10 protein-coding genes are annotated in these 14715 nt (G+C 61.3%); 2 read left to right on the plus strand and 8 right to left on the minus strand.

Annotated features, from left to right (window positions below; genetic code table 11):
- Positions 1-110: 110 nt before the first annotated feature.
- The 6 genes from VSP_RS08410 to VSP_RS08435 all read right to left on the minus strand — a co-directional run bounded on the left by VSP_RS08410 (position 111) and on the right by VSP_RS08435 (position 6796).
- Positions 111-650 (minus strand): hypothetical protein, encoded by a 540-nt coding sequence (locus VSP_RS08410; RefSeq protein ID WP_009959996.1) that lies wholly within the window; start codon positions 648-650, stop codon positions 111-113.
- Positions 651-980: 330 nt separating this feature from the next.
- Positions 981-2366 carry a DUF4241 domain-containing protein gene (locus tag VSP_RS08415; RefSeq protein WP_009959998.1) on the minus strand — a complete coding sequence of 462 codons (1386 nt, stop codon included), beginning with the start codon at positions 2364-2366 and terminating at the stop codon, positions 981-983.
- Between the two features lie 172 nt (positions 2367-2538).
- Positions 2539-3849 (minus strand): Gfo/Idh/MocA family protein, encoded by a 1311-nt coding sequence (locus tag VSP_RS08420; protein ID WP_009960000.1) that lies wholly within the window; start codon positions 3847-3849, stop codon positions 2539-2541.
- Positions 3850-3894: 45 nt separating this feature from the next.
- A complete protein-coding gene (locus VSP_RS08425) occupies positions 3895-4140 on the minus strand; it encodes a glutaredoxin family protein (RefSeq protein WP_009960002.1) in 246 nt (81 codons plus the stop codon).
- A gap of 38 nt (positions 4141-4178) precedes the next feature.
- On the minus strand, positions 4179-5384 hold the full coding sequence (locus tag VSP_RS08430; RefSeq protein ID WP_009960004.1) for a PQQ-like beta-propeller repeat protein: 1206 nt from the start codon (positions 5382-5384) through the stop codon (positions 4179-4181).
- An 83-nt stretch (positions 5385-5467) separates the two neighbouring features.
- Positions 5468-6796 (minus strand): outer membrane protein assembly factor BamB family protein, encoded by a 1329-nt coding sequence (locus VSP_RS08435; RefSeq protein ID WP_009960005.1) that lies wholly within the window; start codon positions 6794-6796, stop codon positions 5468-5470.
- A 111-nt stretch (positions 6797-6907) separates the two neighbouring features.
- Between VSP_RS08435 and VSP_RS08440 the strand changes: the two genes are divergently transcribed.
- The gene (locus tag VSP_RS08440) at positions 6908-7888 is read left to right on the plus strand and encodes a hypothetical protein (protein ID WP_198141346.1); all 981 of its coding nucleotides are present in this window, start codon (positions 6908-6910) and stop codon (positions 7886-7888) included.
- Between the two features lie 11 nt (positions 7889-7899).
- Here the strand turns inward: VSP_RS08440 and VSP_RS39125 are convergent, their stop codons facing one another.
- Positions 7900-8856 carry a TlpA family protein disulfide reductase gene (locus tag VSP_RS39125; RefSeq protein WP_009960007.1) on the minus strand — a complete coding sequence of 319 codons (957 nt, stop codon included), beginning with the start codon at positions 8854-8856 and terminating at the stop codon, positions 7900-7902.
- Between the two features lie 188 nt (positions 8857-9044).
- On the opposite strand from VSP_RS39125, the gene VSP_RS08450 reads away from it, so the two are divergent.
- Positions 9045-9935, plus strand: coding sequence for a sugar phosphate isomerase/epimerase family protein (locus VSP_RS08450; protein ID WP_009960008.1), 891 nt, complete (start codon positions 9045-9047; stop codon positions 9933-9935).
- 1696 nt (positions 9936-11631) lie between these two features.
- On the opposite strand, the gene VSP_RS08455 is transcribed toward VSP_RS08450, so the two are convergent.
- Positions 11632-14670 carry a PVC-type heme-binding CxxCH protein gene (locus VSP_RS08455; protein WP_009960009.1) on the minus strand — a complete coding sequence of 1013 codons (3039 nt, stop codon included), beginning with the start codon at positions 14668-14670 and terminating at the stop codon, positions 11632-11634.
- Between the last annotated feature and the right edge of the window lie 45 nt (positions 14671-14715).

The raw sequence follows: 14715 nt of genomic DNA on the forward strand, positions 1-14715 counted from the left end.
AAGTTTCGCGCAGGGTGGACAGGGAAATTTCCCCTTGCAGGAGACGGTTTGGAAGTAACCCCGGAAACTCGCCAGGGCAGCAGAATTCAACGTTCCGGCCGGGGGCATTCTTATGCCTGACCTTGCCGGGCGTCAGCAATCTGGCGGAGCAGGCGGTCACGCTGGGCCTGGTATTCCGCTTTCGCGGACTCCATTCCTTGGGCTTTCTGGAAGTTGGAGAAGAGCTGATAGGCAATGAAACCTGCCACCACCAGCCCGAAGATGGGGAACACTGCCGGAGCCCCCATGGAGGTGGCGGTGCTGATCCAAAAAATCAGGAACGGGATGCCGATCACCGCCCCGATCACCGCTCCCGCGGGGCTGGGTGGGCTCCGGTGGCCGTTTTTCCCTGAGACGTAAAAGGTCTCCCGGTGGTCTGTCCATTCGCGATCGAGGCGCTCCAACTCGTTTTGGAGTTCGATCACCTTCAGGTTTCCCGCCATCTGGCTCGTGGTGGCCGCGATCTGCTCAATGACCTCCGTGTAGGCGGCCGAGCCGGTCTGTTTCACCGCGAGCTGGCTGTGGCAGAACTGGCAGGTGACAAACCGGGTGGCGGGGCCGACTTCGAGAGGGGCTCCACAGTGATTGCAGCGCAGGGCGACCGTTTCCACGGGGACAGGGTAGGTGGGGGGGCGGGGTGTGGAAAGGGGATTTTTGGGTGTCAGTGCGTCAGTGCGTCAGTGCGTCAGTGCGTCAGTGCGTCAGTGCGTCAGTGCGTCAGTGCGTCAGTGCGTCAGTGCGTCAGTGCGTCAGTGCGTCAGTGCGTCAGTTTTTGGGTTCGAGGTAAGTTGTAGACATGGAGGGGGGCGCTGGGTGGAGGTATCCTGACCGCGTAAACGCGGAACTCCAACCCTGCTGGCGGGAGCGGAGAGGGTTGGAGTACCGACTTTAGTCGGCTCAGTGGGGCTGTAGGTCGCCGCTCCTGTGGCGGAGACTTTTCATCAATTCCCGTACCCCGTGGAGATCGTGATTTCCAGGGTGGCGTTCTTAACATCGGTCAGTACTTCGTTGATCAAGTGGACGCTTCCCAAGTGGGTGTCAACTTTGGGGCCTTCTTCGGAGTTGGCGATGACATTGCCAGAGGGATCCAGCAGCCGGGCAGAGTCAAAGTTTGCACCAATGACATGGAATCCAGTACCCTTGATATCGCCGCCGAGGAAGATCATCACATTCCACTGCGTGAGCACGGGATGGTCGATGGGCGTGTTCCATTGGCCAGAGCTCCAGGGGACCTGGATGGTTTCGTGCTGAGGTTCAGCGACGAACTGAAAATCTGCGACCAAGCTAACAATGCTGCCGTCAGCAGCGAGGCCCCAATAGCAAGGTGACTCGCCGGAAGTATCGCCAGCATTTACACAGATTGCGTCTGGATTCTCCGGCGGTGTTGACCTCAAATGCATGGTCCGGTGCGTCTCAGTGATGTTCTTTCTTATCGGTTCGAGGTACGAGAGATTGAAAAGACGTTCTTTCTCTCTTTTCTCCAGTGACATCATGGCCCCGGCATCCACAAAGGCGAGATTCATATAGGCTATCTGCGTGTGGTGAGCGCCTCCGTTCACAGTTGGGGCTGGCACCCATGTGGCGACTTCGCGGTCGGGTTGGAAAACGACACGCGCGGCAGCTCCGTACCCATGGGCGATGGCGAGCTCTACGGGATAATCACCTGGCACAACTGAGCGGCTCAAGGGAAGGAAGTCATCATTGTCTCTCCCTAGGTCACAAACTCCAATGATACCGGAGGGCAGATGAAGAAGGCCAGCGGATGCCACCTTCAATGGGGTTTCGAGACCCATGACTCTGATCACCCGGTTGTCTTCAAAAAGCCGACCGCAATTTGGGCTGATGCCGGGCGGCAAATCTGGCAGGGGAGCATCGGGTTTCACCATCGCCAGGACTTGGTTCTTGAGCGAGTCCGAGAACAATCGCTCGCCTTCCGGCGCATAGAAGGGTGATACCTTGGTGATCCGCCAGTCGTTGCCCACGTGTTTCAACTCATACTCATAGAAGGCAGGAAAATGTTCGGCGTTCTCCGTTTCTATGACCGCGGAATCGATTTCTGCGCTGACATTGATGATGCATTCGTGCGCTGAATGGTGGGGAGGCTGGCTCCAGGAGAAGCCGAAGCCGAATTCATCTTTTGGGGCATCAGGGGTGAAGTGACGTTGGTGCACCTCTTTGCAGGCCTCGTTCCATTTCTGGAACGCCACCGGGTCGTAGTCAAAGGGTCCGCTGCCCATGGAGTCCCTGGCTGCAAGCCATTGGAGATACAAGTCGGAAATGTAGGCGCGGACGCGGGCCTCGGGGCTTTCGAAAATAGGGTCTGCCATAGCGAGGTGGGTGGTGAGTCAGTCGGGGGCGAGATGCTTGTGCTCGGGGCCAGGAGCCTGACCGCGTAAACGCGGAACTCCAACCCTACTGGCGGGAACGGAGAGGGTTGGAGTTCCGCCTTTAGGCGGCTCAGGGAGAGAGTGAGATTGTCCAGCGGGTGCTAGTGGCCGCTCACACCGGATACTCCCACGGCCCGCGATAGGCGCGGCTGAGGAGCTTGTTGGCCTCGGCGTCGCCGGGGATCACTTCTTTTTCACCGTCCCAGGCAATGCTGCGGCCGAGCTTGTAGGAGAGCATGCCCAGGAGGGGCAGGCAGGAGGAGCGGTGGGCGCTTTCGATGCCGGCGACGGGCTCGCGCTTCTGCTCGATGGAATCGAGGAAGTCGGCCCAGAGGAGGGCGATGTTGTGACCGTCGGGCTCCTGGAGCTGGTGATCGCCGTGGGCACCGGCGTCCTTGCTGTTGGCCGGGTAGAAGGTCCAGCCATCCCGCCAGCCGATGTGGAGCACGCCTTTCTCGCCGAAGAAGCGGGTGCCGATGGGGTGCTTCTCGTCGCCGCTGCCGGCGAATTTGCGGTGCTCCCAGGTGGCGGTGAACTGCTCGAACTGGAAGACGGCGACCTGGTGGTCAGGGGCGTCGCTGGTCTGCTGTTTGTCTGTCAGCACGATGGGGCCGGCCACAGGGCGGCCGCCGGTGCAATAGACGCTCTTGGGTGCCTTCTCATCGGTCCAGAGGAGCACTTGATCCAGCCAGTGCACGCCCCAGTCGGCCATGGTGCCGTTGGCAAAGTCGAGGAAATTACGCCAGCCGCCGGGGTGGATCTTGGTGTTGAAGGGCCGCAGCGGGGCAGGGCCGCAGTACATGTCCCAGTCCATGCCGTCGGGTGGCTCGCTGTTGGGCTTGGGCACCTCTGGCCCCCCCTTGCCTGCGACGAGGCATCGCACTTCGCCGATCTTGCCCAGGGCTCCGCTCTTGAGGAACTTTATGGCCTCCACATGATGGGGGCCGATGCGGCGGTGCAGGCCCACCTGCACCTTCACCCCGGCGTCCCGGGCGGCCCGCACCATGGCGGAGCTTTCCTTCACTGTGTGGCCAGTGGGCTTCTCCACATAGATGTGCGCGCCCGCCATTGCGGCGGCAATGCTCTGCAGGGCGTGCCAGTGGTCCGGGGTGGCGATGATGACCACCTCTGGCTTCTCCTTGTCCAGCAGTTCGCGGTAGTCCTTGTAGGTCTTGGGTTCCTTGCCGGAATCGATGGCCACATCCCCTGCGGCGTTGGTGAGGACGTTCTCATCCACATCGCAAAGCGCGACCACATCAATGCGCTTGGAGGCCATGGCCTCCCGCAGGATATTCATGCCCCACCAGCCCGAGCCGATGAGCGCGGTGCGGTATCTCTTGTCCGACTTCTGCCCCAGCAGGGGAATGGCACCGAAGGCGGCCGAGGCTGCGGCGGCGGATTGGAGGAAATGACGGCGTTGCATGAGGGACAAACCAGAGGAGGAAGGCGAATGCGAGAAACGAGGGGATTAACCGGGGAACTTCATCTTCTTCCACCAGGCTTCCAGCTCATCGGCACCGAAGTCGGCCAGGATATGGCCATCGACATCGATGCTGGGGGCTTTGCTTTGACCGGTGAGTTCATGCATCTCGGCACGGGCTTCGCGATCACTGGTGACGTCGAGCACTTCGTATTTCACGTTGTGGTCTTCGAGCCAGTCGATGGCTTCGTCACACCAAGGGCAGCCGGGTTTGATGAAAAGGCGGATACTCATTTGAAGAAAGGATGCGGGAAATAAAGGGGGGATGGGGGTCAGCCTTTCACGTCCAGGCAGACCACGTCGCCGGCGGCGTTGCGGCAGTAGATGCGGCCGTTGGCCAGCACAGGCACGGTCCAGCAGCGTCCGCTCAGCACCTGGGCGCGGGAGAGGGGCTTGAAGGCGTCCTTGGAAGCCTCGGCGATGATGAGCTCGCCTTTTTCGCTGAGCACGATGAGCTTCCCGTCCGCCACGGTGACGGACCCGGCTCCCGCGCTCTTCTCTGACCACTTCTCCGTGCCGGTGCTGAACTCGATGCACTTCAGCGAGGCGTCCTTGCCTTCATTGCCATCGATGCCGTAGAGATGCCCGTCGATCAGTACGGAGGGGTTCATCTGATTGCGCATCACGCGGCTCTGCCAGACGACGTCGGCATTGCTGCCGGCGGTCTCGAGGAGGGCAGCCCCCTTGTTGTAGCCCGAGGAAATAAACACCAGATCCCCCTGCGCGACCGGGTCGGCGGCATTCACGCCATAGCTGGTGTTCCACGGGTGCTCCCAGAGCTTCTGCCCATTCGCCGGGTCCACGGCCACGTAGGAACGTCCAGAGCCAAGGATGACCTCAGTCTTGCCGTTGCGCTCAATGGGATAAGGGGTGGAGTAGCCCGCGTTCCGGTCATCCGATTCCCACACGATCTTGCCGGAGGTTTTCTCCAGAGCCAGCCCGCCCTGGCCAACATTGAGGATGAGCAGATTCTTCCACACGAGAGGCGAGCCGCCAAAACCCCAGTCAGGGATGCGGGCGTCGGTCTCCTTTTGCACATTCTTGGACCAGACGATCTTGCCGGTGGCGGCTTCGAAACAGAAGACGTCCCCCCAGCGGCTCAGTTGATAGAGCTTGTCGCCATCGACGGCAGGCGTGCCGGTGGTCCCGCCTTCGAAATACTTGTCACCCAGATCGGCGTCGTAGGCGTGCTTCCAGATCTCCTTGCCTGTCGTCGCGTCGAAGCAGAAGACGGTGTCTTTGTTGTCGGCATTTCCCGTGGTGTAAACTTTGCCATGGGCCACCGTGAAGGAGGCGAAACCGGTGCCGACGTTGGCTTTCCAGAGGACCTTGGGAGCGGTGCTCCACCGGGCGTTCCAACCGCTCTCGGCGGAGATGCCATTGCGATTCGGGCCACGCCATTGCGGCCAGTCGGCAGCAAGAGCAGCCTGGGCGCAGAGGGCGGTGGCGAGACAGAGGGAGGTAGAGAAGGGGTTCATGGGGGGATCGATAGGGGCCCCGCCGACGGCGGGCGGTTGATTACGCTACGTTCCAGACGGGACTCCCGCAGGCATCCATTGCCTCACGGTTTCACGACTTTCACCAGATGGGTCTTGGTGCGGAAGAAGAGGGCGCCATCGGCCACGGCGGGCGAGGCGGTGACGGGTTCATTGAACTTGTTGCGGGCCAATACCTTGAACTCGGGGCTCGGCGCGATGACCGTGGCGTCACCCGTATCACTCACGAAGTAGATGCGCTCCTTGGTGGCGATGGGCGCGGCGACGAATTTGCCGGGAGAGATGCGCTCACTCCAGACATCGGCACCATCCTGCAGGTTCACGCAGACGCCCACGCCTGCGCCGGTGGCCTGGAAGATATGGCCATTCACGAGCACGGGTGTGGAGAGGGTGGCGTTGCGCTTCTCACGATCCCAGAGCACGTGACTCTCTGTAATGTCACCCTTGGCCGTATCATCCAGCTTCACCGCCATGAGGTGGGCGCGCTCCGAGCCGGTGTTGATGTAGGCGATGTTGCCCAAGGAGAGGGGGCGGGCGGAGGCGTTGAACTCCTTGTGTCGGATGGTCCAGAGTTCCTTGCCGGTGTTCAGGTCATAGCCAAAGGCGGCACGGGAGCCAACGGAGAGCAGTTGGAGCGTGTTGCCCACTTTCATGACGGAGGGCGTGCCATAGGCCTTGCGCAGGTCACCGTCACGGGTGGGCTTGCCTTCTTTGTCGAGGTCGCCGTAGTCGGTGGTCCGGTTCGTGGTCCAGAGCGTCTTGCCGGTGGCCTTGTCCAGCGCGGTGACGAACTGTTTGTCGATCCCGTCGAAGGTCAGGATCAGCAGACTGTCATAGATGATGGGGGAGGAACCTGGGCCGCGGAAGTGGCGCACATTGATGTCCCGCCGCTGCCACACGACCGCGCCTGTTTTGGGGTCGAGCCGGGCTGTGCCATAGGTGCCGAAGTGGGCGTACAGGGCGTCCTCCTCCAAGACGCAGGAGGGGGCCGCGTAGTTGTTGATGGGGTTGCCCAGTTCCTCGGGGGCCTCGTTTTGGAAGAGGAGCTTGTGGTGCACGATCTTCCCATCATGCCGGTTGATGGCGTAGAGGAACATCTTGTGACCGTCCTTGGTGGCGGAGGTGAACCAGATCAGATCGCCACCGATCACGGGTGTGGAGTGGCCTTCATCTTCGATCGGGGTGGACCAGGCAATGCCCTTGCCAGAGGCCTCGTCCCACTCCAGCGGCAGTTTGGCGGCCTCGGATTCCGGGATCAGGCAATCCTTCGTGGGACCCTGCCGGTCTGGCCAGAACAGCGGTGTCACCGCCGGAGTGGCCGCGTGGCTGCTGCTGACACCTACGGCGAGCAGAAGGGCGGCGAGACGGGAGGAAAGGAGGGCGTTCACAGGCATGGTTCAAAGGCAGGGATAAAGGTGTGGGCGAACAAGAAAAACAAAACGCTGACAGAATGGCAATCTCTCGCTGGTTGAAGGGATGTTCCCACCACCGCACCCGTTTCTCTCATGAGCCCACTTTTACCCCGCTTTTTTGTCCTTGCAGGTTGCACCGGACTCGCCCTCGTCATGGCCACCCCCGGACGGGCAGAGCTCACGGCTGAGCAGCACCAGGTGCCACTGGAGGAGGAGAGCCCTGACCCCAAGCTGACCAAGATCGTCCTCATCGCCGGGACGCCGAGCAACAAACCGCTGCAGCACGAGTACTTCGCCGGATGTGCGCTCATGCGCCAGTGGCTGAAAGAGGTGCCGGGCGTGTGGCCCGTGCTGGTGGCGGAAGGATGGCCCAGGAATGAAAAAGTGCTGGACGGGGCCAAGGCCGTGCTCTGCTACATGGATGGCGGGGACAAGCTGGCCCTGCTGGAGCCCGCCCGGTGGGCGAAGATCAAAGGGCTCATGAATCAGAAGGCGGGGCTGGTGATGCTGCATCAGGCTGTGGAGGTGCCAGCGGCCCAGGCCCAGGAGTTCCAATCCTGGCTGGGGGCGGTGTGGCAGAAGGACATCGGCTCCCGCGGGCACTGGGACATGGCTTTCAAGAGCATCCCCTCCCATTCGACCACACGTGGGGTGCAGGTCTTTGCTGCGCCCAAGGATGGGTGGTTGTTTAATCTGCACTTTGCCGAGAAAGGTGTGACGCCTCTCTTGGTGGGGGCAGTGCCGGACTCAGGGCGATCCACGGCGGATGCCAAAAGCCACACCGGGCGGGCGGAAGTGATCGCGTGGGCTTATGAACGCCCCAACGGCGGACGCAGTGTGGGCTTCACCGGTTGCGACCTGCACATCGGTTGGGGGTGGGAGAGCCAGCGTCGGTTCCTGTTGAACTCCCTGCTCTGGAGTGCCGGGCTGGAGGTGCCTGCCGATGGTGTCACGGTGAAGTGGGACGCGACCTCGCTGAACACGAACCTGGACCGGAAGGTCTTTGCTGCCAAAACGAAGAAGGCGGCAGCGCCAGCGGAAGCTGCCAGCGTGCCGCCTGCGGTAGTGAAGTAGGGCTCGGAGGGTTACTCAGCAAGGAGGCGCTCGACCTCGCTCTCGACCTTGCCCCGGGCATTGGTCTGGGCGAGCAGGCCCTGCTTGTTGATGAGCCACATCACGGGGATCATCTCGATGCCGAAGCGCTTGCAGAGTTCCCCGTCGCCCCCTTTGCCATCGAAATGCTGGGGCCACTTTAGGTTGTTCTGGCGGACGAAGGTCTCCAATGCGCCGCGATCCTGGTCGAGGGAGATGGCGACGACTTCGAAGCCTTTGTCGCGGTACTTTTCATAGGCTTTCGTGACATGCGGGAGTTCCTCGACACATGGGCCACACCAGGTGGCCCAGAAGTCGATGAGCACCACCTTGCCCCGCAGGGTTTCGAGATTCACTTCACGGCCGTCCAGGGCCGTGAATTTCAGATCCAGAGGCTTGGTGCGATACGGGGTGGTGAGCTGACTGCTGGCGAGCAGACGCTTGATTATCGCGTTGCGTGGGGAGAGCGGGTATTTCTCCAGGTGCTCGGCGGCCAGCTTTTCCCAGGCGGCAGCGCTGGCAGTGCTGCCGTCATTGGTCTCGTCCTGCATCACGCGCAGGGCACTGGCTTCAGACTTCGTGCGGTTGTCGGCATCGGGGGCGTTCAGAATCTGGGCGATGGCGTCCTTGGAGCCCTCGCGTACGGGCACGCCCAGCTCCTCGCGGGAACTGTTGGTCTGGCTTTCAAAGAGCAGCGCGCTCCAGCGGCGTGGGTCGGTGGGGAACTTCTCCACGAGCTCGCTGTAGGCGGCGTCATAGGCTGCGATGCTGGTCTTGTAGTACTCCTTGGCTTCCTCCTTGTTCTGGAACTGCTTGGTGGGGCTGGTGAGAGCCTGACGTGCGGCGCTGACTTTCTCCCAGAGGGCGTCCGCAGAGGAGGCGTCTGCCGCATGGAGAGAGGAGGTGAGTGAAAGCAGCAGGGCGGCAAAGAGAGGCAGGGCAGGTTTCATGGAAGCGTTCACAGCAGGGGAGGGAATGGGGAGGCTATCGAAAGGGTCAGACTAAAACGTACGATGCCACCGATCTCCGAACGTGTTTTTTGCCGAAACACAGCTTCAATGGCGCTGGGCGTGGGCAATTCTCCTGCAATCCAGTCCAACCTTGCGCGTATCCGGGGTCTTTACTACGATCCCTCTCCATGATGAAAAGTCTGCCTCTCCTCACTGCCTCTGCAATTGGGCTCCTGGCCGGAGCTGTCTTGCTGACCTCCCAAGCCGCGGATGCGCCTGCCGCTGCCGCCGCCTCTGAAAAGCCGACCACTGGCCTGCAGCTCTACAGTCTGCGGAGCCAGTTCAAGCTGCGCGGGGTGGCCTGGACGCTGGACCAGGTCAAGAGCTTTGGCATCACCGAGGTGGAGCTGGCGGGCACCTATGACCAGACGCCGGAACAGTTCAAAGGCGAGCTGGAAAAGCGCGGTCTCAAGGCGGTGAGCTCCCACTTCCCCTTTGGCCGTCTGAAAGGCGACATCGCCGGTGTGGTGAAGGACGCCAAGGCGCTTGGGCTCAAATACGCAGGGTGTGCCTGGATCGACCACAAGGATGGGTTCGATGAAGCAGAATGTCGCGAAGCCGCCTCCGTCTTCAACAAAGCTGGCGAAGCGCTGGCGAAGGAAGGCATCACCTTCTTCTACCACCCGCACGGGTATGAGTTCGTGCCTCATGGTGAGGGCACGCTGTTCGACGTGCTCTTTGCCGAGACGAAGCCGGAGTTTGTGAGCTACCAGATGGACGTGCTCTGGATCATCTTCCCCGGCCAGGATCCGGTGAAGCTGCTGGAGAAATACAGCAACCGCTGGAAGCTGATGCACTTGAAGGACCTGAAGAAGGGCGTGGCCACGGGCTCCCTGTCCGGCAAGACAGACCTGGAAAATGATGTGGTGCTGGGCTCCGGCCAGACCAACTATCCCTCCGTGCTGGAAACGGCCAAGAAGGTGGGCGTGAAACATTATTTCATCGAAGACGAATCCCCCTCCGTCATGGAGCAGGTGCCCCAGAGCCTGAAGTACATGAAGTCTCAGGGATTTGAGTGAGATTGGGTTGCGCGCTGATTAGCGAGTGAATTTAGAGGCCGGGGGTGCGAACCTCCGGCCTTTTTGTTTGAGGAGGTGAGGACTAGACGCCTGAACCAGTGCGCTGCGACACCATCGACACCCTTTTTGGAGGTTCACTGAGAAAGAGAGGAGGTGTTTTTTGGGGTAAGTTGTAAAAAGGGTGTCGATGGTGTCGCAGAGAGCGAGGTTTTGGGGGTGCTGACTGGATGGCCTGCTCCCTATTGCGCGAGCGCACAGGCTGCCTGCCAAGAAACCGACTCCGGTTCAGTTCGCAGTTTATCCCTGAAGGGGATATCTAGCACAGCCCAGTGGTTGGACGAGCCTTAAGCGAGTCAACCCTGGGTACCCTCCGCAGAGGATGATCAGGTGGGAAGGCTGACAGCATTCGCTTTCTTGCCACCGCTTTCAACGCCTCCACGTCAGACGGATGCGATGTCATGTGCTGTCTGACGTTCGCGGCAAGATGCCGTGAACAGCACGCAGGGATGCGTGCGCTCCCCGAGCTTCCCATGCACAGGTCATGTTGAGGAACTGCCAGACCGCTACAACTCCTTCGGAGTAAAAACCTCCAACACCCGTACCCAACGTAGACTCGCTGGAAGCTCGTCAACGTTGGGCTTGTAGCCCCATCCTCTTCGAGGAAGAACTTCGACTGAGGGCGTGGACGGTTGGTGTCTTGGTGGCCACCCCGAGCGTGGGGCTTGGGCAGTTTTTCTTAGGTAGTCAACCACAGGGGTGTCTGTGAACAGGTGTTTTGCGACACCATCGACACCCTTTTTACAACTTACCCCAAAAAATACCCCCTCTCTTTTTTTGTGAACCTCCAAAAAGGGTGTCGATGGTGTCGCAGAGAGCGAGGTTCTGGGTGTGCTGACTGGATGGCCTGCTTCCTATTGCGCGAGCGCACCGGCTGCCTGCCAAGAAACCGACTCCGGTTCAGTTCGCAGTTTATCCCCGAAGGGGATATCTAGCACAGCCCAGTGGTTGGACGAGCCTTAAGCGAGTCAACCCTGGGTATCTCCGCAGAGGATGATCAGGTGGGACGGCCGACAGCATTCGCTTCTTGCCACCGCCATCAACGCCTCCACGTCAGACGGATGCGATGTCATGTGCTGCGTGCGCTCCCCGAGCTTCCCATGCACAGGTCATTTTGAGGAAATGCCAGACCGCTACAACTCCTTCGGAGTAAAAACCTCCAACGCCCGTGCCCAACGTAGACTCGCTGGAAGCTCGTCAACGGTGGGCTTGTGGCCCCATCCTCTTTGAGGAAGAACTTCGACTGAGCGCATGGACGGTTGGTGTCTTGGTGGCCACCCCGAGCGTGGGGCTTGGGCGGTTTCCCTTAGGTCGTCAACCACAGCGGCGTCTGTGAACAGGTATTCTGCGACACCATCGACACCCTTTTTACAACTTACACCAAAAAAACACCCCTCTCTTTTTCTGTGAACCTCCAAAAAGGGTGTCGATGGTGTCGCAGAGGGCGAGGTCCCGGGGGTGCTGACTGGATGGCCCGCTTCCTATCGCACCAACGCGCAGGCGGTCGGCGTGTTGTAGGCCGGGAGACTCTGACCGGAACGGTGTGCCCGCGCCTCCTCTCAACCAACAAAAAACCCCGGAAGCTGCCTTCCGGGGTCCTTTGAATTTTGACGTTTGAATTTTGAAGTTTTATTTCCTCCTACTGCCCTGGCAGCGCCACTTGGGAGTCGCTCGTCAAATAGGCCATGAGGTTGCGCACCTGCTCGTCGGTCAGCGCCAGCAGCAGTCCCTCGGGCATCAAGGACACGGGCAGCTCCTGGATGCTGGTGATGTCTCCGCGCTCCACGACCTGCTCCTGGCCCACCATCTTGATGGTGAGGGTGCGGTCGGTCTTCGCAGCGATGTTGCCACTGAGGATGCGGCCATCCTTGAGGTTCACCACGGACATCTTGTAGTCGGCGGCCAGCGTGGCGCTGGGATCCGCGATGTTCTCGATGAGGTAGTTCACGTCCTTGCGGCCGCTGCCGGTGAGGTCGGGGCCGATGAGGTTGCCCTCACCGTAGAGCTTGTGGCAGGCGGCGCACACCTGGTTGAAGATCACCCGCCCGGCGCTGGCGTCTGCCTTGGACACGAGTTCCTTGGTCAGCTTGCCTTTGAGGGCGGCGATGAGTTGCTGCTTGTCGGCACTGGATTCGCGGATGTCGCCCCACACTTCGGTGAGTTGCTTGTCCAGCTCGGCGTCCTTGAAGCTGCGCATCTGCCGGGCCTGGTAGGGGGTGATGTCCTTCCGGGGGATCTGGTTGGGAGCCGTGCCCACCTGCTTGAGCATCGCCTTGGCGAAGTTTGCCCGGGAGGTGAGGGTGTCCATCACCGCCGGTTGCTCGTTGGGGTAGAAGCTGCGGTAGCTCTTGGCCAGGGACTCGCCGATCTTCAGGTCGTCATACAGCGCCAGCCCGCGCACGGCGGTCATGTTCAGATCGCGCGTCTTGAGCAGCTTCTCGCACACCTCGCGCAGGCCGTCGGCCTTGGCAGCAATGAGGGACTGCAAAGCGTTGCGCCGGGCGGCGAAGTCTGCCTTGTCATCCAGCACCAGTTTCTTGATGTCGTCGAGCGCGCGGCCGTCGCCAAAGAGGGCGCTCAGGGCGCGGAGCTGTTCCTGCTGGGTGGCCTCTGACACCTTTGCGGCAAAAGCATCCCAGGCGGCGGGCTTCTTCGCCTTGGCCCAGCCCTTGAGGCCGTCAGTCATCCCTTGCAGGATGTCGGCGGAGTTCGAGGGGGCAACGTTGCCCAGCAGGGTGTTGAGCGGAGCCGGGTTAGTCTCGATGTCCTCCGTGCAGCGGCGGGCGATGAACTGGCGGACCAGCGGGATCTGGCACCCGGGCTCCAGCTTGGCGAGCTCTGCCGGGGGCATGTCCATGATGCCATACCAGTACATCAGCGGCAGGTAGGCGTCCTTGGCATCGTCAGCATGACTTAGGAGCTGGTTGGCCAGGGCGGGCTTTTCTGCATCGGCCAGTCGGCCAAGAGCGGAGGCCAGATGCAGGCGGACGAATGCGCTGTCCTCCTCCTTGGCGAGGCTCGCCAAGATGCGCGCGGTGCGGGGCGTGGGGCCCTCAGCCGTGATGGATTGCAGCACCCAGCGGCGCAGGAATTCGCTATCGGACTTGATCATCTCCGCCACCATGGCGGCGATGGCATCCTGGGCGGCGGGGGAGTCTGCTCCCAGCAGCCCGGCGTATCCCATGGTCCACCAGGCGTTGAGCTTCTTGGCGGGGGTGGGGGCGGTCTTGAAGGTGTCGAGCACCTGCTTGGCCACTGCGGGTACTTTGCCGCGGTGGGCGCGCTCGCGCAGCTCCCAGCGGGCCATGCGCACGAGCCACTCGTTGTCGCTGAGCTGGAGTTTCACCAGCTCTTCATCGCTGAGCTTGGTGACGTCTGTCTCCTTGGGCTTCACCGCATCGCCGTAGGTCACTTTGAAGATGCGGCCGGAGTTGCGATGCACGCCGTCATTCTCATGGCACTCGCCGATGTCGCTCCAGTCCAGGATATACACGCCGCCGTCCGGCCCGTAGGTGAGCTCCACGCCGCGGAACCACGTGTCGTCGCTCTTCAGGATGTCGGGCTCATGCTTGCCGACGAAGGTGCTGCCCTGGCGCTCCAGACGTTCCACATTGATGCGGCGTCCGTGCAGGTTCAGGGTCATCACCTTGTCCCGGTATTCTTTGGGCCAGTTCGTGCCCTGGTAGAGGATCATGCCGACGTGGGCGTGGCCGCCGCCCAACTGGTCGTTCACACCCACTCCGCCACGGGAGTCCGTCCAGCTCTTGCCGGTATCCCAGTGGTAGTGGTCGGCGATCTGGTCCATGAGCTGGTAGGCCCGGGGATTGAGATCCTGCCCGTGCATGCGCTTGAGGTGGGCTCCGTCAATGCCGTGCCAGAGGTGGCCGATGACGGTGTTGATGAAAATGAGGTCGCCTGTGGCGGTCCAGTCATGGCCCCAGGGGTTCGTGGTGCCGTAGCACACGATCTCAAACTTTTTCTGCCCGGGCTGGTAGCGCCACAGGCCTCCAGCAATTCCCTGGCGTTTCTCCACCGGGGTTTCCGGCGTGCCCACGTAGGACGTGCTGCTGATGCCGCAACGTCCGTAGAGCCAGCCATCTGGACCCCACTTCAGGCCGTTGGCAAAGGTGTGCCGACTGGCGGCCTGGGTGCTGAAGCCGTCCAGCATGACCTGCGGAGGACCGTCAGGCTTGTCGTCGCCGTCCTTGTCCGGGATGAAGAGCAAATGAGGCGGGCACACGGCCCAGACGCCACCCAGGCCACGCTCGATGCTGGTGAGCATCTGCACCTCATCTGAGAACACGGTGCGTTTGTCGTATTTGCCGTCGTTGTCCGTGTCCTCGAAGATGAGGATCCGGTCACGAAGCTTCATGTCGTAGCGCTCTTTGGTGTCGGAGTAGGTGAAGTTCTCCGCGACCCAGAGGCGGCCTTTCTCGTCCCAGCAGCAGGCGATGGGATTGTTGACGTCTGGCTCTGCGGCGAAGAGCGTGGCTTTGAAGCCCTGAGGAAGGTTCAGCTTCTTGAGCGACTCTTCTGCGGTCGGGAAGGGTATGGTAAGAGGCTGGTTGTCTGGTGGTACCGGGAAGTCTCCCGTCGCGAAAACGGGCAGGGCCATCGCGACCGTCAGGCAGGACGCCCCTAAGAGGGCGATTCGTGAGAGGGTGTTGCAGTAGGGCATGGGCAGGTCTGGGAGCTGAAAAGCAAGGCATCGCCCGCTGGCAGC

The sequence above is a fragment of the Verrucomicrobium spinosum DSM 4136 = JCM 18804 genome (assembly GCF_000172155.1).
GTDB classification, from domain to species: Bacteria; Verrucomicrobiota; Verrucomicrobiia; order Verrucomicrobiales; family Verrucomicrobiaceae; genus Verrucomicrobium; species Verrucomicrobium spinosum.